Consider the following 16827-nt stretch of genomic DNA (forward strand, 5'->3'; position numbering starts at 1 on the left):
CTTGAGTTTTTGTTGCAGGCTATATGTTGTGCGTAGAATAGTGGTGTCATCCACAGTCGATGACTCGGTGTGCCCAATGAGGACGAGAGGAGGGTGCCGAGATGTTCTGCCCCTATTGTCGGCATGACTCCTCCCGGGTCGTGGACTCGCGGACGCTCGAGGACGGCTCCGGAATCCGTAGGCGTCGGCAGTGTCCGCAGTGCTCCAAGCGATTCACCACGATGGAGACGACCTCGCTAAACGTCATCAAACGTTCCGGAGCCGCGGAGCCCTTCGACCGCTCCAAGGTCATCACCGGTGTGCGCAAGGCCTGTCAGGGCCGCCCGGTGTCCAATGATGATCTGGCGGTGCTCGCTCAGGAGGTGGAGGAGGCGGTCCGCGCCTCCGGCAACGCCGAGGTGGACGCCAATGACGTCGGACTGGCGATCCTGCGCCCCCTGCGCAAGCTCGACGTCGTCGCCTATATGCGTTTCGCCTCCGTCTATCGGGGGTTCGACGACCTGGACGACTTCGAGGAGGCCATCGCAGAGCTGCGGCGCGAAGAGCTGCACCCGGCCGGAGGCGATGGTGCCACCGTGGTGCAGCCGCGGTTCGGTTTCCGCTAGACTCTCAGCTGTACCGGCGGGGCTCTCTTCAGGGGAAGGTCGAGAGTCCCGCCGGTTCTTTCATGCTCGGAGAGGATCAGTCTCTTCCATCAGTCCTTCAGCAGGGCCCGCAGATCCGCGATGGCGGCATCCGGGTCATCGGCCGAGTAGACGGCCGACCCCGCCACGAAGGTGTCTGCTCCCGCCTCGGCGGCGCGCAGGATCGTCTCGGCGTTGACTCCGCCGTCGACCTGGATCGCGATCTCACCACCGAGGTCGTCCACGGCGCGGCGCGCCCGTCGGATCTTGGGCAGCACGAGGTCGAGGAACGCCTGGCCGCCGAACCCGGGCTCCACGGTCATCAGCAGCAGCATGTCCAGCTCACCGAGCATATCGAGATACTGGTCGATCCCGGTGGCCGGCTTCAGCGCCATCGCGGCCTTCGCCTGCTGGGCGTGCAGCTCGCGGGCCAGACGCACCGGGGCTTTCGCCGCCTCGGCGTGGAAGGTGACAGATTCGCAGCCCAGCTCGGCGTACTTCGGTGCCCAGACATCGGCATCCTCGATCATCAGATGGATGTCCAGCGGGAGGTCGGTGGCCTTCCGGATCGACTCCACCACGGGCAGCCCGAGGGTCAGGTTCGGCACGAAGTGGTTGTCCATCACGTCCACATGCACCGCGTCGGCGGTGCTGATCCGGGAGAGTTCGCCCGCCAGATTCGCGAAGTCCGCGCTGAGGATGCTCGGGTGGATGCAGGCGGTGCGGGGGCGTGGTGTGGAAGTCGTCACGAGTCGATCCTCGGGGTCAGGCCTCAGCGGCGGGACGGAACAGCAGGGCGAAGAACATCGCGTCAGTGCCGTGGACATGCGGCCAGAGCTGCACCATCCTCTCGGCTGTGTCGGCTGTGTCAGTTGTCTCGGCTGTCTCGGCCGGCGGGACGGGGCCGTCCGACTCCGCGGCGATGGTCGGCATCAGCAGCCGGGCCCCTTCCGGCGTCGCCGTGTGGCGCATCGCGTCGTGGGCGTCGAGCAGGCGCAGCCAGGGTCGGCGTCGCAGCAGGTCCTCGACCTGCACCACGGACTCGGCGACGTGCGGCGAGCAGGTCACGTATCCCAGCAGGCCTCCCGGAGCGAGCACGTCAGCGGCGGCGTCGAGCAGCTCCTCCTGCAGCACGGTCAGTTCGGCCAGATCTGAGGGGCGGCGTCTCCAACGTGCCTCCGGCCGACGTCGCAAGGCTCCCAGGCCGGTGCAGGGGGCGTCCACCAACACCCGATCGAAGCCGCCCCGGTCTGCCATGAGTCGGCGCACCTGCGGGTCGTCGCCGATTCCGCGGCCGTCGCCCTGTCGCACAGACCAGGCAGCCTCGGGCACCGGGGACAGCGCACGGCGGACCAGGTCCGCCCGATGTGCGGTCGGCTCGTTGGCCAGCAGATGCGCCCCGCGCCCGGAGGCGAGCGCGGCCAGCAGTGCGGCCTTTCCTCCGGGTCCGGCACACAGGTCCAGCCACTGTTCCCCGGCGACCTCTGGGCCTGGGGCGGCCGGGGCTGCGGCCCCGGCGAGGGCTCGGGCGACCCACTGGGAGCCGATGTCCTGGACGCGCAGCTCGCCCTCCCGGACGCCGGGCAGCCGTCCGACGTCGCCGCCGCGGAACACCGCGGCGCCGGTGAGCAGCTCGCTGCGCTCGGCTCCGGCCTCCACGGCGGAGGCCAGGCGGGGCTGTCCTGCCTCCGGGAGGTCCACCAGATGCACCACCGGGGCGTCGTTGTCTGCGGCCAGCAGGTCGGGAAGCTCCTCGGCGCGGTCGGCCAGGCGCAACGACTGCTTCAGCGCACGGACCACCCAGGCCGGGTGGGCATGACGCAGACCGAGCTCCTCATCGGAGCCTGCGGCAAGGCCGTGCTGGTGGATCAGCTCGGCGAGCCAGGCCTCCCGGTCCTGGGCGCTGACCCGACGCAGCACGGCGTTGACGAACCCTCCGGGGCCGGCGCCGATCTCGCCGCGGACCAGGGCGACGGTCTCTGAGACGGCGGCGTGGGAGTCCACCCGCATGCCCAGCAGCTGGTGGGCACCGAGGCGCAGCGCATCGAGCACCTGGGCATCGAGCTCCTGCAGCGGTCGGTCCACGCAGGCGGAGAGGATCTGATCATAGGTGCCCTGGCCTCGCAGGGCGCCATAGGCGAGCTCTGTGGCGAAGCCGGCGTCGCGGCGGTCGAGCCGGGCCCGGCGGATCTCGGTCGGCAGGGTGAGATTGGCGTAGGCGTGGTCGCGGCTGACGGCGCGCAGCACCCGGAATGCGGTCAGGCGGGCGGCATCGGCCTGCCGACGCCGACGGCTCGGGGCCTGCTCACCGCGGCGGGGCGGTCGGGAGCCGTCGGCACCGCCCCGATGGCGCTGGTGCCCGCCGGCATCGCGTCGCCGGTCCGTGGCGCGCTGTCCGCGATCCTCGCCGGGACGCTTCCCGGGGCTGTGTCGTGCGTTCATGCGGTGGACTCCTCCTCGTGTGCGCCCAGCACGACATGGCCGCGCTGACCGCGCAACCAGTCGGCGGCGCTGAGCATCCGTTTGCCGGCGGGCTGCACGGCGCTGAGGACGACGCCGCCATCGTCCGTGCGCAGCACCACCAGGGGGTGCGGGGACTCCCGGTCGGGCGGCGCCTGGGCGACGTCGCCGGGCCGGGCCTGTGCCAGGTGCTCGGGCAGCTCCGTCTCATAGACGCGGGCGGGGCCGAGCTTGACCCGGTGCTCACCGTGCAGGGTCCAGGCGCCGGGTTCCGGGATGGTGGCGTTGATCCGTGCCGCCGCAGCCTCGGCCTCCTGCCGTGGGTCGATGAACGCGTCCTCACGGTCGAGCTTGCCGGCGAAGGTCGGCTCGCCGCGCTGCGGCACCGGCTCGGAGGCGCCGTGCAGCAGCTCGGGCAGCAGCACGGTCAGCAGTGCCGAGCCGAGCCTGGTGAGATCCTGCAGCACGGCGCCGGCGCTGGTCCCATGGCCGAGCGGCACCTCGCACATCGCGTGGATGGGCCCGGTGTCCAGTCCGGTCTCGAGCTGGAACACCGTCGCCGCGGTCGTGGTGTCGCGCGCGAGGATCGCGTGCTGCACGGGAGCGGCGCCTCGGTGCCGGGGCAGGGCGGAGTAATGCAGGTTGACCCACCCGTGGGGCAGGGCCTCCAGCGCGGCCCGGGGGAGCAGGGCGCCGTAGGCCACGACGATGCCCAGATCGACGTCCCAGGCGGTGAGCGCCTCCAGGGTCCCCTGATTGATCCGGTCGGCCTTGACCACGGGCAGGCCGGCCGCGTCGGCCGCCTGAGCCACCGGGGAGGGGGTGAGACGGCGGCGGCGCCCCACCGGGGCGTCGGGGCGGGTCAGCACCCCGACGACAGCCACGCCGTCGGCGAGCAGCGACTGCAGACAGTCGGCCGCGATCTGCGGGGTGCCGGCGAAGAGCACCCGACCTTCGTGGGGACCGGCGGAGAGCTGATCGCGGGTGACGGCGCCATGGGCCTCGTGGAGCTCATCCTCAGTGAAGAGTCGGGGGCGCGCGGCGGGGGTCATCGGGTCCTCTCGGATGTGGAACCTGGACGGGTCGGTCTCTGGGTCGGTCACGGGGTCGGTCTCTGGGTCGGTCTCTGGGTCGGGCGAAGGAAGCTGCTGCCGGAGCCGGAGCCGGAGCCGGAGCCGGAGCCACGCCCGGTCGGGGCGGGTCTGCCGACGTCGGGTCTGGTCGCCGCCGCGCCGAGGGCCTGCTGCTCACGCAGGGTGCGCATCGCCTGGCGCCGGTCGTCTCCGGTGAGCCGATCGATGAACAGCCGACCGTCGAGATGGTCGATCTCGTGCTGGAAGCAGGCGGCCAGCAGGCCGACGGCCTCCAGACGCAGGGAGGAGCCGTCCGGTGCAGTGCCGGTGAGCAGGACCCGCTGGGCTCGATCCACGGGCGCGTACACACCGTCCACTGAGAGGCATCCCTCGCGCAGCAGATTCTGCCCCTCGGCGGGATGGTCGGGGTCGCGTGGGGTCGGCCCCGTCGTCCCGGCCAGGGTGAGCTGCGGGTTGACCACCGCCCCGCGGGCTCCCGCGGCGTCGTACGTGAAGATCCTCAGTCCCACGCCGATCTGCGGTGCGGCCAATCCGATGCCGCCGGCCGCATCCATCGTCTGATACATGTCGGAGATCAGCTCGTCGATGCGGGCGTCGAACTCGTCCACCGGATGCGCGGGGGTACGGAGGACGGGGTCGCCGATGGTGCGGAGCGGATGAACTGCCATGGGCACGATCCTACTGCCGACCCGAGGGGTCGCCCGCGCCTCAGGCGGCCGGTGTGACAGGTGGCACGGGGGGAACGGAGGCGGCGTCGGCGTCGGGGCCGCTCCGCGACGCCGCCTCGGCCCGGGAGGGCGGAGGGGCCAGTGGGCGCAGGGCAGGCCCCGCCTCGGTGGCGCGGCGGCTGTGCTCCCAGACCTGACGCAGGGCCCAGAACTTGTGCCAGTGGGACTTCAGCGCCTCCGGCGATGCCTGGACGGGGACCACTTCGGCCGCGGAGATCGCCACCGCCATCAGGAGGCAGTCCCGGCGGTAGGTCCAAGGCTCCCAGATCCCAGCCTGCGCATCGGTGAGGCGTTCCTCGGCCTGCATGCCGGCGACCAGCTGCATCACCACGGACTCGCTGAGCGGCTTCGCCCGTCCCCGCCGGTCCAGACCCTTGGTCTTGAAATCGATCACGCAGAGGCGTCCGCCGATCTCGGCGACCAGGTCCAGGGTGCCGGCGTAGCCGACGGTGTGGTTCCACACCGTGACCTCGGCGGCGATCGGGCGGACCTCGTAGAGCTCCCACCATTCGTCGAAGCGGTCGGCGAAGGCTGTCTCTCCGTGCTCGGCGAGCACCGCGCGGGCCGCTGACGCCTCCTGGGGGCGCCCCAGCGCCTGCAGTGCGACCTGTTCGGCGTAGTGGTGGACACGGTCTCCGCGGCGGGCTGCGGCGTCCCGGAAACGCTCCGCGGCCGAGGAGGCGTGCCGGGCCAGCGTCCGCAGCTGGGAGGCTGAGCCGACGGCGGCCGACAGCCGGTCGTCCTGGATCAGCTCTGCAGTGGCCAGGTGCCCGGCCCATCCGGTGAGGTCCTTGTGCTCCTGGCCGATCACCGTGGTGATCGAGGGGACCTCGGGGGCGGAGGTGAGAGACCGGGAGTACATCCGGCCGAACTCAGTGGCATGAGCAAGTGAGGGCTGTGTCATCACCGACCAGTCTGCCATGGGGAGCTGTCGGTCGCCGGGGGCGGCCACGTCGTGTCCCGGGGCCGTGAGGGCGGATTCTGCAGCGGCTGATCCCCGGCATGACGCGGATCATCCTGGTCACAGCGGTGTCTGTGACGGCGGACACGTCGCCTCGATTGGACGAGGGGCCACGGCCTGGGCTAGAGTTTCATGTCGTCGGAAAGCGGACATTCGGGCAGGCCGAGAGGCTCGTTCGGAGGTCAGCTGGAAACCGATGTGCGGATGTAGCTCAGCTGGCTAGAGCATCACCTTGCCATGGTGAGGGTCGCGAGTTCGAATCTCGTCATCCGCTCGATGGGCTCGAAATGGAGTCGATCCCGACACCCGGCGACGGGTACGGTGGGGTGGCCGAGTGGCGAGGCAGCGGCCTGCAAAGCCGTCAACGCGGGTTCGATTCCCGTCCCCACCTCGCTCGGGCCGCTCAGCGGGCCGAACAGTTGAATAGGCGCGATTGGCGCAGCGGTAGCGCGCTTCCCTGACACGGAAGAGGTCACTGGTTCGATCCCAGTATCGCGCACTGGGTGGTCTATACTGATCACCCATGCGGATGTAGCTCAGCTGGCTAGAGCATCACCTTGCCATGGTGAGGGTCGCGAGTTCGAATCTCGTCATCCGCTCCAGCACGAAGGCCCGGAATCCTCTGGATTCCGGGCCTTCTCTGTGTCTGTGGCAGACTGGTCCTCGACACACTTCGTGCTCCGGGGTCGGTGAAAGTCCGAACCGGCGGTGAAAGTCCGCGACCCGAGGCCGTTCGCGGCCCCGGTTGAACCGGTGGAACTCCGGTACCGACAGTCACAGTCTGGATGGGAGAAGCACGAAGGTCGGTCCATCACCGGAGCGCCGTGAGCATCCCCGGAAGGATCGGCCGCCGCGCAGGCCTCGTCGTCCCCGGAGCCGACTCCACCCTCGGGTCTGGGAAGGACACACGGCTGATATGGACGCCCTGCGCCGACTCTCCTCTGTCGAGCACCTGCTCACAGCACCCCCACGTCCCGCTGCTCCCGTCGTCGCCGCTCCGTCGGACGCCTCGACGGAGGCCGCCCGGGAGAGGGGCGGCCATGGCTGAGCACCGGGACGAGAGCTGCATGCGTCAGGCGGTGGAGGCGGCCTACCAGGGGCCCCGCGGCGCGAACCCGCTCGTCGGAGCCGTCCTGGTCTCCGCGGAGGGGGAGGTCCTGGCAGTGGGCCACCATCGCGGTGCCGGGCATCTCCATGCTGAGCGCGACGCGCTGCGCCGGATCGCCGACTGTGCACCGGAGGTCGACCTCTCGTCCGCGACGCTGTACTGCAGCCTGGAGCCCTGTCGCCACCACGGCCGCCAGCCTCCGTGCACCGAGGCGATCCTCTCCGCCGGCGTGGGGCGGGTCCTCTACGGCGTCGATGATCCGACTCCGGACGCCTCCGGCGGAGCCGAGGTGCTGCGCGCCGGCGGTGTCGAGGTCGCCGCCGGGGTCCTCGCTGAGGACTGCCGGGCGATCAACCACCGCTGGGCCCAGGCGCGTCGCCAGGGCCGTCCCTTCGTGACCGTCCATCTGGCCCAGAGCCTCGACGGTCGCATCGCTGCGGCGGACGGGACCAGCCAGTGGATCACCTCGGCCACCTCGCGGCAGCACACTCATCGCATCCGTCAGCGGATCGACGCGATCCTGGTCGGCAGCAACACCGCGGAAGTGGACGACCCCCGCCTCACCGCCCGGCTGCCCGACGGCACGGGCGCCGATCGCCAGCCGCTGCGCTGTGTCATGGGCTTCAGGCCGCTGCCAGAGAGCGCTCGGCTGCGTCAGGGCCGTCCGGAGGGACAGGGATGGGTGCAGCTGCGCACCCATGATCCGCTGGAGGCCCTGCAGCGCCTGGGGGAGATCCAGCATCAGGGTCACCCGGTGCGCCATGTTCTCGTCGAGGGCGGCTCACGGGTGCTGGCCGCATTCTTCGCCCAGGACCTGGTCGACGAGATCTTCGCCTACCAGGCACCGCTGATTCTTGGTGCAGGGCCGTCCAGCGTCGGTGACATCGGCGTCACCACGTTGGCACAGGCCCGTCGATTCACCCTGGACCCCGCCGAGGGGGGAGCGGTCGGCGTCCTCGACGACGACGTCTGCGTCCACCTCCAGCCGGTGGTGGGCGCCGGGGTCTCGCCGACGTCCCCGCCGACATCCTCGCCGACATCCTCGCCGGCATCCCCGCCGACAGCACAGGCACCGGTCGACCCGAGCGGTGCCCAGACAGACAGGAGCAGCTGAACAGCATGTTCACCGGAATTGTGACAGGCCTCGGACGGGTGCTCTCCCGGCGGCCGGACCCGGCCCGGGGGGTCGAGCGACTCACCTTCGACGCACCGGGCCACGTCGAGGGGCTCGCCCTGGGCGGCTCCATCGCCGTCAACGGCGTCTGCGTGAGCGCCACCGACATCGACGGCGAGACGGTCACCGTGGACCTCATCGCCGAGACTCTCAAGCGCACCACGATGGGACAGCTCGACGTCGGCGACTGGCTCAACCTGGAACGGTGCCTGCCGTCGGGCGCGCGGCTGGACGGGCATGTGGTCCAGGGCCATGTCGACGGGATGGGCACGCTCCTCGACCGGGACCACCACGACGGGCGGCATCGCTTCGCGGTGGATCGTGAGCTGGCCCCGTTCATCGCGGAGAAGGGATCGATCGCCGTCGACGGGGTGTCGCTGACGGTCACGTCCGTCTCCGCTCCCGGGGCCATCGAGGCGTGGTTCGAAGTGGGGCTGATCCCCACCACCTTGGCCGAGACCACGTTGGGCGGCCTGCCCGAGGGCGGTCAGGTCAACCTCGAGGTCGATGTGCTGGCCAAGTACACCCGTCGGATGCTCGACCTGGACGCGGCAGACGCCCCAGCGCTGACCGACGCGGCGGGTACGACCGGCGTGGAGGGTACGGTCAGCGCGGAGACTACGGTCAGCGCGGAGAGCGCCGCGTCGCCGGTGCCGGCCGTCCGTCGTCCGGAGACCCCGTCCCCGGTGCTCGACCCGATCGAGGTCGCGCTGAACCAGCTGGCCAAGGGGCGCCCCGTCGTCGTCGTCGACGACGCCGACCGGGAGAATGAGGGCGACATCATCTTCCCGGCGGCCGCGGCCAGTGAGGAGCTGATGGCCTTCGCCGTGCGTCATTCCTCCGGGGTGGTCTGCGTGCCGATGAGCCGGGAGCGGGCCGACCACCTGCGGCTGCCGCCGATGGTGCAGGCCAACGAGGACCCGAAGGGCACCGCCTACACGGTCAGCTGCGACGCCGCCACCGGGGTCACCACAGGCATCAGCGCCGCCGATCGGGCGCGCACCGCCGCGCTGCTGGCCGACGCCGCCACCGGTGCTGAGGACCTGACTCGGCCCGGGCACCTGTTCCCGCTCATCGCTGACGACGCCGGGGTGCTGGGCCGCGACGGTCACACCGAGGCCGCGGTCGACCTCTGCCGACTCTCCGGACACCCGGAGGTCGGGGTCATCGCCGAGCTGGTCCACGACGACGGCCGGATGATGCGCCTGCCGGCGCTGCGCGAGTTCGCCGACGACCACCAGCTGGCCCTGATCTCGATCGCTGACCTGATCGCCTACCGTGGCGGCGAGCCGAACCCTGACGCCGTCATGGATGCTGTCCAGGCCTCCTGGGAGAACCCGGAGGAGGAGTCCAGCGCGCTGGTCACCCCGGGTCCGCTGGTCACCCTGCCCACCGACCATGGCATCTTCGCCGCCCAGGTGTGGACCGAGCACGCCACCGGCCACGAACACCTGCTGATCTCCGCGCGCTCGCGCCCGGCCTCCGAATCCGGGCCCGCCGAGGAGCGGCCGTTGATCCGCATGCACTCCGAGTGCGTCACCGGGGACGTGCTGGGCTCCCACCGATGTGACTGCGGGACCCAGCTGGCCTCGGCGCTGGAGTCCATCCAGCGCGACGGCGGCCACCTGCTCTATCTCCGCGGCCACGAGGGCCGCGGCATCGGACTGGCCAACAAGCTGCGCGCATACCGCCTCCAGGAGGACGGGGCGGACACGGTCGAGGCCAATGAGATGCTGGGGCTGGCCGCTGAGCTGCGCGACTACACCGGTGCCGCGGCGATCCTGCACAGCTGCGGGATCACTCGGCTGACCCTGCTGACGAACAACCCGGACAAGGTGGAGTCTCTGCTGAAGGCGGGCCTCGATGTCGAACAGGCCCCCTCCAACGGAGTGGTCCATGAGGAGAACCGGCGCTACCTGCGCACCAAACGGGACCGCATGCGTCACCTGATGGACCACCTCGGCCTGGAGGACCGCGGAACCCGCGACCTCGACGAGCCCGCCGCGGCGGAGGAACAGGTCACCGATCATGAGGACCCGGCGGAGCGTACGCGTCCGCTCGATGAACAAGGAGAGAGATGAGCAGCACCGGAACCCCTGAGATCGACGCCGCCGAGCTGGAGCAGCTGCGGGCCGCCGCGGCCGAGAGGCCGCTGCGCGTGGCCGTGGTCGCCTCCCGCTGGCACACCGAGGTCATGGACGGCCTCATCGCCGGCTCCCGCCGCTTCCTGGACGACGTCGGGATCCATGATGTGACGCTGATCCGGGCGCCGGGGAGCTTCGAGCTGCCGGTGATCAGCGCCGCCGCGGCTGCTCGGCACGACGTCGTCGTCGCCCTGGGCGTCGTCATCCGTGGCGGCACCCCGCACTTCGACTATGTCTGCCAGGCCGCCACCGATGGTCTGCTGCGGGTCGCCCTGGACGCTGGAGTGCCCGTGGGCTTCGGGCTGCTGACCTGCGACGACGAGCCGCAGGCCCTGGACCGTGCGGGCCTGGAGGGATCACAGGAGGACAAAGGGTTCGAAGCTGCGCACGCCGCCGTCTCGGCCGCCGTCGAGGTGGCCCGGATCACCTCATGACCGGGGATGTGACGCGTCACGGGGCGGAGTCGTCCTCGACCCGCAGAAAGGCATACCCTGGGACGGTGAAGAACTTCGACCAGCTCTACGCCGAACTCGCGGAGAAGGCGGCAAGCCGCCCCGAGGGGTCGGGCACCGTCGCCGCGCTCGACGCCGGCGTCCACAGCATCGGCAAGAAGATCGTCGAGGAGGCCGCCGAGGTGTGGATGGCCTCCGAGTACGAGTCCGACGAGGCCGCCGCGGAGGAGATCTCCCAGCTGCTCTATCACCTCCAGGTCATGATGCTCGCCAAGGGGCTCAGCCTCGAGGACGTCTATCGACATCTCTGATCCGCCGGCGACGCCGGTCACTCCATGACCCCACTGGCACGACATCCGAACAGGGAACGACACCTCCATGCTCCGTGTAGCTGTACCGAACAAGGGCGCCCTCTCCGAGGCCGCCATGGCCATGCTCTCCGAGGCCGGATACGTCCAGCGCCGTGACAAGCGTGAGCTGGTCATGATCGACGAGGAGAACGGCGTCGAGTTCTTCTATCTGCGTCCCCGGGACATCGCCGTCTATGTCGGCTCCGGGACTCTCGACGTCGGCATGACCGGCCGGGACCTGTTCCAGGACGCCCGGGTGGACCATGGCGCCGAGGAGATCATGGGACTCGGCTTCGGCGGATCCACCTTCCGCCTGGCCGGACCCGCCGGCCGGTTCCGCACCGCCGAGGACCTGGCCGGCAAGCGCATCGCCACCAGCTATGACGGCCTGCTGAGCCGCTGGCTCGAGGAGCAGGAGCTCGACGACGTCGAGGTCGTCCACCTCGACGGTGCGGTCGAGACGGCGGTCCGTCTCGGGGTGGCGGACGCGATCGCCGACGTCGTGGAGACCGGAAACACGCTCAAGGCCGCCGGGATGGAGACCTTCGGCGAGCCGATCATGCGTTCCGAGGCGATCATGATCTCCCGCCACGGCGAGCGTCCCGCCGGCATCGACCGGGTGTCTCGGCGTCTTCAGGGCGTCTTGGTGGCCCGCCAGTACGTGATGATGGACTATGACATCCGCCGTGAGCACCTCGAGGCGGCCAGCGCCGTCACCCCGGGGCTGGAGTCGCCGACCATCTCGCCGCTGGCCGATGAGAACTGGGTCGCGGTGCGCTCCATGGTGCCGGCGAAGAAGACCAACCAGCTGATGGACGAGCTCTATGAGCTCGGGGCCCGGGCCATCCTGGTCACCTCCATCCACGCCTGCCGGGTCTGAACAGGGAGGGGGACCGAGATGACATTGGCGATCAGGGTCATCCCCTGCCTCGACGTCGACGCCGGCCGAGTGGTCAAGGGCGTGAACTTCGAGAACCTGCGCGACGCCGGAGACCCGGTGGAGCTCGCCCACCGCTACAACGATGCCGGAGCGGACGAACTGACCTTCCTCGACGTCACCGCGTCCTCCGCAGATCGGGAGACCACCTATGATGTGGTGACCCAGACTGCCGAGGAGGTCTTCATCCCACTCACCGTCGGCGGCGGGGTCCGCACCCAGGAGGACGTGGCCCGGCTGCTGCGTTGCGGGGCGGACAAGACCTCCATCAACACCGCGGCGGTGGACCGTCCCGAGGTCATCGACGAGATCACCGATCGTTTCGGCTCCCAGGTGCTGGTGCTGTCCCTGGACGCCCGGCGCACGGAGGATCCGCAGGTCTCCTCGGGCTTCGAAGTCACCACCCACGGGGGACGCCGGGGGACGGGGATCGACGCCATCGGGTGGTGCCGGGAGGCTTCCGAGCGCGGCGTGGGGGAGATCCTGCTGAACTCGATCGACGCCGACGGCACCCAGGACGGATTCGACGAGGAGCTGATCCGCACCGTCCGTCAGGTCACCACGGTCCCGCTGATCGCCTCGGGCGGGGCCGGGCGCCCGGAGCATTTTCCGGCGGCGATCGACGCCGGCGCCGACGCGGTGCTGGCGGCTTCGATGTTCCACTTCGGCCCGGTCGACATGATCGCCCGGGTCAAGGAGGCCATCCGCGCCGCCGGGCATCCCGTCCGCTGAACCGGTCTACTGAACCGGTCCGCCCTGCCATCCGCCCACCTGTCGAGGACCTCGCCATGACCCAGACCCCGCTTTCCGCCGAGATCCGTGAGAAGGTCGCCTTCAACGACGCCGGTCTGGTCCCGGCCATCGCTCAGGACGCCGCCACCGGGGAGGTGCTGATGCTGGCGTGGATGAACGAGGACGCGCTCGCGGCCACTCTGTCCTCGAAGCAGGCCACCTACTGGTCCCGGTCGCGCGAGGAGCTGTGGCGCAAAGGGGAGACCTCCGGGCATGTGCAGCAGGTCCGCCAGGTGTCCCTGGACTGTGACGGGGACACTGTGCTGCTGACCGTGGACCAGACGGGTCCGGCCTGCCACACCGGCACGCCGACCTGCTTCACCGGGCGCGAGGTCGCCCTGGAGGGAGGTGCCCATGAGCAGGCCTGACCGACGTTTCGGCCTCGTCTCCCCGAGTGCGGAGGACTTTGCGGATCTGGCCCGGGACCACCGTGTCATCCCGGTGACGATGCGGCTGCTCGCCGATGGGCACACCCCGTTGAGCATCTACCGCACCCTAGCCGACGGCCGCCCCGGCAGCTTCCTGATGGAGTCGGCGGCCCCGGGTGCCGCCTGGTCCCGGCACTCCTTCATCGGTGTGCGCTCGCAGGCCACCCTGTCGGAGCGCGACGGCCGGGCGGTCTGGCTGGGTGAACCGCCCGCCGGGACGCCGGAGGCCGGCACCACGGCCGAGGTGCTCCGGGCCAGCCTCGACTTCCTCGGCGGTGACAACGGACGGGCCCGCACCGGGCAGCTGCCGCACCTGACCTCCGGGCTGGTCGGCTACGCCGGTTGGGAAGTCGTCCGACACTGGGAGAGGCTCCCGCACCCCCCGGTGGATGATCTGCACGTTCCTGAGATGGCGATGAACCTGGTCAGCGACCTGGTCGTCCACGACAATCGCGACGGCACCGTCACCCTGGTGGCCAATGCCTTCAACCGTGATGGGCGCGACACCGGTGTGGACCAGGCGTACGCCGACGCCGTGGCCCGACTGGAGCAGATGCGCGCCGCGCTCGCCGAGCCGGTCCAGCCGGGGGTCGCTGTGGCCGCCCCGGACTGGCAGGAGGCCGTGGAGCAGGACTTGGAGGACCGGGTCGAGCTGGCCTGGGACCAGGACGAGTATCTGGCCACGCTGGGGAAGGCCAAGCAGGCGATCGTCGACGGCGAGGTCTTCCAGATCGTGGTCTCCCGTCGCTTCGAGGTGGCCACTGATGTGGATGCACTGGCGGTCTATCGGATGCTCCGGCTGCTGAACCCCAGCCCGTACATGTATCTGCTGCACTTCGAGACGCCTGACGGCGACCCCTATCAGGTGGTGGGGGCCTCGCCGGAGGCGCTGGTCACGGTGGAGGACGGCACTGTGGTGACCCATCCGATCGCCGGCACCCGTCCGCGGGGCGACACCCCGGCGGAGGATCAGCGGCTGGCCGAGGACCTGCTCGCCGATGAGAAGGAACGTGCCGAGCACATCATGCTGGTCGATCTGGCGCGCAACGATCTGGCGAAGGTCTGTGTGCCGGGGTCGGTGCAGGTCACGCGATTCATGGCGGTGGAGCACTTCAGCCATGTGATGCACCTGACCTCGCACGTGCAGGGTGAGCTGGCGCCGGGAGCCTCGTCCTATGACGCCCTCGCTGCGACGTTCCCGGCGGGCACACTGTCCGGTGCGCCGAAGCCTCGGGCGCTGCAGCTGCTCGACGTCTGGGAGCCGACACGTCGGGGCGTGTACGGGGGAGTGGTCGGGTACTTCGACTTCTCCGGTCGGATGGACGCCGCCATCGCGATCCGCAGTGCGCTGCTGAAGGACGGTCGGGCCTATGTCCAGGCCGGCGGCGGGATCGTCGCGGACAGCGACGACGAGGCCGAGCGTCTGGAGACCGTGAACAAGGCGGCCGCCCCGCTGCGTGCCGTGCTGGCCGCGGATCGTGTGGAGGAGGGACGATGAGCCGCCGCGCCGTGGTGCTGGCGGGCCTTCTCGCCGGAGTGCTGCTGCTCGCATCGGCCACGCAGACTTGGGTGATCGCCTCCGGTCTGGGTGACGTCTCGGCGATGGATCGGGTGGAGATCCCCGGTTCCGACATCGCCGACACGGTCACCGCGATGGCGCTGGTGGGTCTGGCCTCCGCGGTGGCGGTGACGATCGCCCGGCGCATCGCACGGTTCGTGATCGGTCTGCTGATGCTCGGCGCCGGCGCGCTGGTGACCGTGACCCTGCTGCAGGTGGTCCTCGCCCCCGGAGAAGCATCACTGGCCGCACTGGGGGAGGTCACGGGGACCACTGAGCTGGCCCGGCAGTATGCCCTCGGCCCAGCCGTGTGGGTCGGTCTGGCCGGTGCGGGGCTGCTGGTGCTGACCGCGCTCGCCCTGCTGATCTTCTCCCGGAGCTGGCCGGACCGGAGGTCGAAGCGCTATGAGACGTCTCGTCCCGGTGAGGGGGCCGCTGACGGGGGCGCGAAGGGTGTGACGGAGGACGACGGGGAGGACGACGACGCCGGTCCCGACGAGTTCGATCTCTGGGACGGCCTCAGCGCGGGGGAGGACCCCACCGCCGAGCGTCGCAGCTGAGCGGCGTCAGCTCACCGCCTCCACTGCGAGCTCCGGGTGCTGGGACCACTGGCTGAAGCTGCCCGGGTAGAGCGCGGCGGTGAAGCCGGCCAGGTGCGCCGCGAGTGTGGCGTGGGCGGCGTTGACGCCGGAGCCGCAGTAGCTGACCACCGGGCGTCCCTCGAGCGCTCCGGCGGCCCGCAGCCGCTCGCGCAGCTCCTCGGGAGCCAGGAAGCGCCCGTCGTCGTCGACGTTGCCCGCGGTGGGCAGGTTCACGGCACCGGGGATGTGCCCGGCCCGCGGATCGATCGGCTCCTGCTCGCCGGTGAACCGCTCGGGGGCGCGCGCGTCCAGCAGCGTCGCCTCCGCGGGGCGTCCAGCCTGCAGGTCGGCGGACAGCCGACGTACGGCCTCGAGGTCGACGGCGGCTGTGGCCGTCAGCCCGGACGGGTCATGTCGCGGATCCCGGAGGGTGATCGTGCCCGGGGGAGGGAGCACCTCTCCGACTTCCAGAGGCAGTCCGGCCTTCCTCCAGGCTCGCAGGGCGCCGTCGAGCACCCGGACGTCCTCGACTCCGGCACGGCGCAGCAGCCACCAGGCGCGCGCCGCGGCGAGATTGTCCAGGTCGTCATGGACCACCACGGTGGACCCCGGGTGCAGGCCCCAGCGTCGGGCCGCCTGGTGCAGCGTGCTTCTGCGCGGCAGCGGGTGCCGTCCCTGATCAGGGTGCTCCCCGTGCTCGCTGAGTTCGTGGTCCAGGTCCACGTAGACCGCCGTCGGAATGTGCCCGGCCCGATGGTCGGCGCGGCCGTCCGGGCGGTCCAGGCGCCACCGGACGTCCAGCACGGTGGGCGGTGTGGGGGAGGACAGCAGCGTCTGCAGCTCGTCGGCGCTGATCAGTGTCGGCAAAGTCGGCATGGCCCCAGCCTGGTCCGTGGCCGCGGCGCTGTCCAGCGTTCACGGGCCCTCTGGGCCCTCTCCGGACCGCTCCCCGGGGTGATTCCATGCGGGGAAACGTGGTCGGACTCCAGAGGGCGGGCATGGCAGAATGGAGGCTGAGCAGACGTGACCGAGAGAGGACTCTGATGACCACCACGCAGCAGCGGACCGTGCGCGACGTCGAGCAGCAGCCTGAGGCCGGCGAACAGCCCGGCGATGCCCACATCCATCTCGACCACATCGGGCATGGGTCGACTCCTGCCGCCTGGGCGCTCAGCCTCACCCTCATCGTGGGCTCCATCATCGCCGGCATCGGCTTCGTGATCGAGGTCTGGGCGCTCGCCTACATCGGGGCCGCCTGCGTGCCGCTCGCGCTCATCCTCGGCTGGGGTCTGAAGAAGGCCGGCTACGGGGTGGAGATGGACAGCTGGTCCGTCCTGGAGCGTGGTCAGGATCCCCGTCATCACCAGGGCCCCGCCATGCCGGACAACACCGCAGGCCCGGGCGAGCGGGCTCCGCACGCCTCGACCAGCTGAGCCG

General features: G+C 70.6%; 17 protein-coding genes, 4 tRNA genes and 1 riboswitch. Of the genes, 15 read left to right on the plus strand and 6 right to left on the minus strand.

The features are described 5' to 3' along the window. Positions 1–101: 101 nt before the first annotated feature. The gene (gene nrdR, locus ACYVKI_RS03700) at positions 102–605 is read left to right on the plus strand and encodes a transcriptional regulator NrdR (protein ID WP_460688983.1); all 504 of its coding nucleotides are present in this window, start codon (positions 102–104) and stop codon (positions 603–605) included. A gap of 89 nt (positions 606–694) precedes the next feature. Here the strand turns inward: nrdR and rpe are convergent, their stop codons facing one another. Genes rpe through ACYVKI_RS03725 form a run of 5 tightly spaced genes read right to left on the minus strand, consistent with a single transcriptional unit; the run spans position 695 to position 5809 of the window. Beyond that, the gene (gene rpe, locus ACYVKI_RS03705; protein WP_460688984.1) at positions 695–1372 is read right to left on the minus strand and encodes a ribulose-phosphate 3-epimerase; all 678 of its coding nucleotides are present in this window, start codon (positions 1370–1372) and stop codon (positions 695–697) included. Positions 1373–1388: 16 nt separating this feature from the next. Next, the gene (locus tag ACYVKI_RS03710) at positions 1389–3065 is read right to left on the minus strand and encodes an RsmB/NOP family class I SAM-dependent RNA methyltransferase (protein ID WP_460688985.1); all 1677 of its coding nucleotides are present in this window, start codon (positions 3063–3065) and stop codon (positions 1389–1391) included. Further along, a complete protein-coding gene (fmt, locus tag ACYVKI_RS03715; protein ID WP_460688986.1) occupies positions 3062–4135 on the minus strand; it encodes a methionyl-tRNA formyltransferase in 1074 nt (357 codons plus the stop codon). Before fmt ends, ACYVKI_RS03710 begins: the two co-directional genes overlap by 4 nt. 47 nt (positions 4136–4182) lie before the next feature. Next, a complete protein-coding gene (gene def / locus ACYVKI_RS03720) occupies positions 4183–4845 on the minus strand; it encodes a peptide deformylase (RefSeq protein WP_460688987.1) in 663 nt (220 codons plus the stop codon). A 40-nt stretch (positions 4846–4885) separates the two neighbouring features. Then, positions 4886–5809, minus strand: a complete 924-nt coding sequence (locus tag ACYVKI_RS03725; protein WP_460688988.1) for a PD-(D/E)XK nuclease family protein — start codon at positions 5807–5809, stop codon at positions 4886–4888. A 257-nt stretch (positions 5810–6066) separates the two neighbouring features. Here ACYVKI_RS03725 and ACYVKI_RS03730 point away from each other — a divergent pair. The 13 genes from ACYVKI_RS03730 (at position 6067) to ACYVKI_RS03790 (ending at position 15369) form a co-directional block, all read left to right on the plus strand. Further along, positions 6067–6140, plus strand: a tRNA-Gly gene (locus tag ACYVKI_RS03730). Positions 6141–6186: 46 nt separating this feature from the next. Next, positions 6187–6257 (plus strand) — tRNA-Cys (locus ACYVKI_RS03735). Between the two features lie 36 nt (positions 6258–6293). Then, positions 6294–6365 (plus strand) — tRNA-Val (locus tag ACYVKI_RS03740). Between the two features lie 26 nt (positions 6366–6391). Next, positions 6392–6468, plus strand: a tRNA-Gly gene (locus ACYVKI_RS03745). A gap of 69 nt (positions 6469–6537) precedes the next feature. Next, a riboswitch (FMN riboswitch) is annotated at positions 6538–6668 on the plus strand. A 238-nt stretch (positions 6669–6906) separates the two neighbouring features. Then, entirely contained in the window at positions 6907–8088 is a 1182-nt protein-coding gene (gene ribD / locus ACYVKI_RS03750) for a bifunctional diaminohydroxyphosphoribosylaminopyrimidine deaminase/5-amino-6-(5-phosphoribosylamino)uracil reductase RibD (protein ID WP_460688989.1), read from the plus strand. A 5-nt stretch (positions 8089–8093) separates the two neighbouring features. Continuing rightward, positions 8094–10229: a 3,4-dihydroxy-2-butanone-4-phosphate synthase gene (gene ribB / locus ACYVKI_RS03755; protein ID WP_460688990.1), complete on the plus strand. Its 2136-nt coding sequence runs from the start codon at positions 8094–8096 to the stop codon at positions 10227–10229. Next, positions 10226–10726, plus strand: a complete 501-nt coding sequence (ribH, locus tag ACYVKI_RS03760) for a 6,7-dimethyl-8-ribityllumazine synthase (protein ID WP_460688991.1) — start codon at positions 10226–10228, stop codon at positions 10724–10726. The genes ribB and ribH overlap by 4 nt, the downstream gene beginning before the upstream one ends. A 65-nt stretch (positions 10727–10791) precedes the next feature. Continuing rightward, positions 10792–11055: a phosphoribosyl-ATP diphosphatase gene (locus tag ACYVKI_RS03765; protein ID WP_460688992.1), complete on the plus strand. Its 264-nt coding sequence runs from the start codon at positions 10792–10794 to the stop codon at positions 11053–11055. 67 nt (positions 11056–11122) lie between these two features. Further along, a complete protein-coding gene (gene hisG, locus ACYVKI_RS03770) occupies positions 11123–11974 on the plus strand; it encodes an ATP phosphoribosyltransferase (RefSeq protein ID WP_460688993.1) in 852 nt (283 codons plus the stop codon). 18 nt (positions 11975–11992) lie between these two features. Then, positions 11993–12763 (plus strand): imidazole glycerol phosphate synthase subunit HisF, encoded by a 771-nt coding sequence (hisF, locus tag ACYVKI_RS03775; protein ID WP_460688994.1) that lies wholly within the window; start codon positions 11993–11995, stop codon positions 12761–12763. A 56-nt stretch (positions 12764–12819) separates the two neighbouring features. Beyond that, positions 12820–13191: a phosphoribosyl-AMP cyclohydrolase gene (gene hisI / locus ACYVKI_RS03780; RefSeq protein ID WP_460688995.1), complete on the plus strand. Its 372-nt coding sequence runs from the start codon at positions 12820–12822 to the stop codon at positions 13189–13191. Next, positions 13178–14749: an anthranilate synthase component I gene (locus ACYVKI_RS03785; RefSeq protein WP_460688996.1), complete on the plus strand. Its 1572-nt coding sequence runs from the start codon at positions 13178–13180 to the stop codon at positions 14747–14749. The genes hisI and ACYVKI_RS03785 overlap by 14 nt, the downstream gene beginning before the upstream one ends. After that, entirely contained in the window at positions 14746–15369 is a 624-nt protein-coding gene (locus ACYVKI_RS03790; protein WP_460688997.1) for a Trp biosynthesis-associated membrane protein, read from the plus strand. The genes ACYVKI_RS03785 and ACYVKI_RS03790 overlap by 4 nt, the downstream gene beginning before the upstream one ends. A gap of 6 nt (positions 15370–15375) precedes the next feature. Here ACYVKI_RS03790 and ACYVKI_RS03795 read toward each other — a convergent pair whose 3' ends face one another. Further along, positions 15376–16266 carry a sulfurtransferase gene (locus ACYVKI_RS03795; RefSeq protein ID WP_460688998.1) on the minus strand — a complete coding sequence of 297 codons (891 nt, stop codon included), beginning with the start codon at positions 16264–16266 and terminating at the stop codon, positions 15376–15378. A 167-nt stretch (positions 16267–16433) separates the two neighbouring features. Here ACYVKI_RS03795 and ACYVKI_RS03800 point away from each other — a divergent pair, with 167 nt between their 5' ends. Next, positions 16434–16823 (plus strand): HGxxPAAW family protein, encoded by a 390-nt coding sequence (locus ACYVKI_RS03800; RefSeq protein ID WP_460688999.1) that lies wholly within the window; start codon positions 16434–16436, stop codon positions 16821–16823. Positions 16824–16827 lie beyond the last annotated feature (4 nt).

The organism is Nesterenkonia suensis (assembly GCF_054782935.1).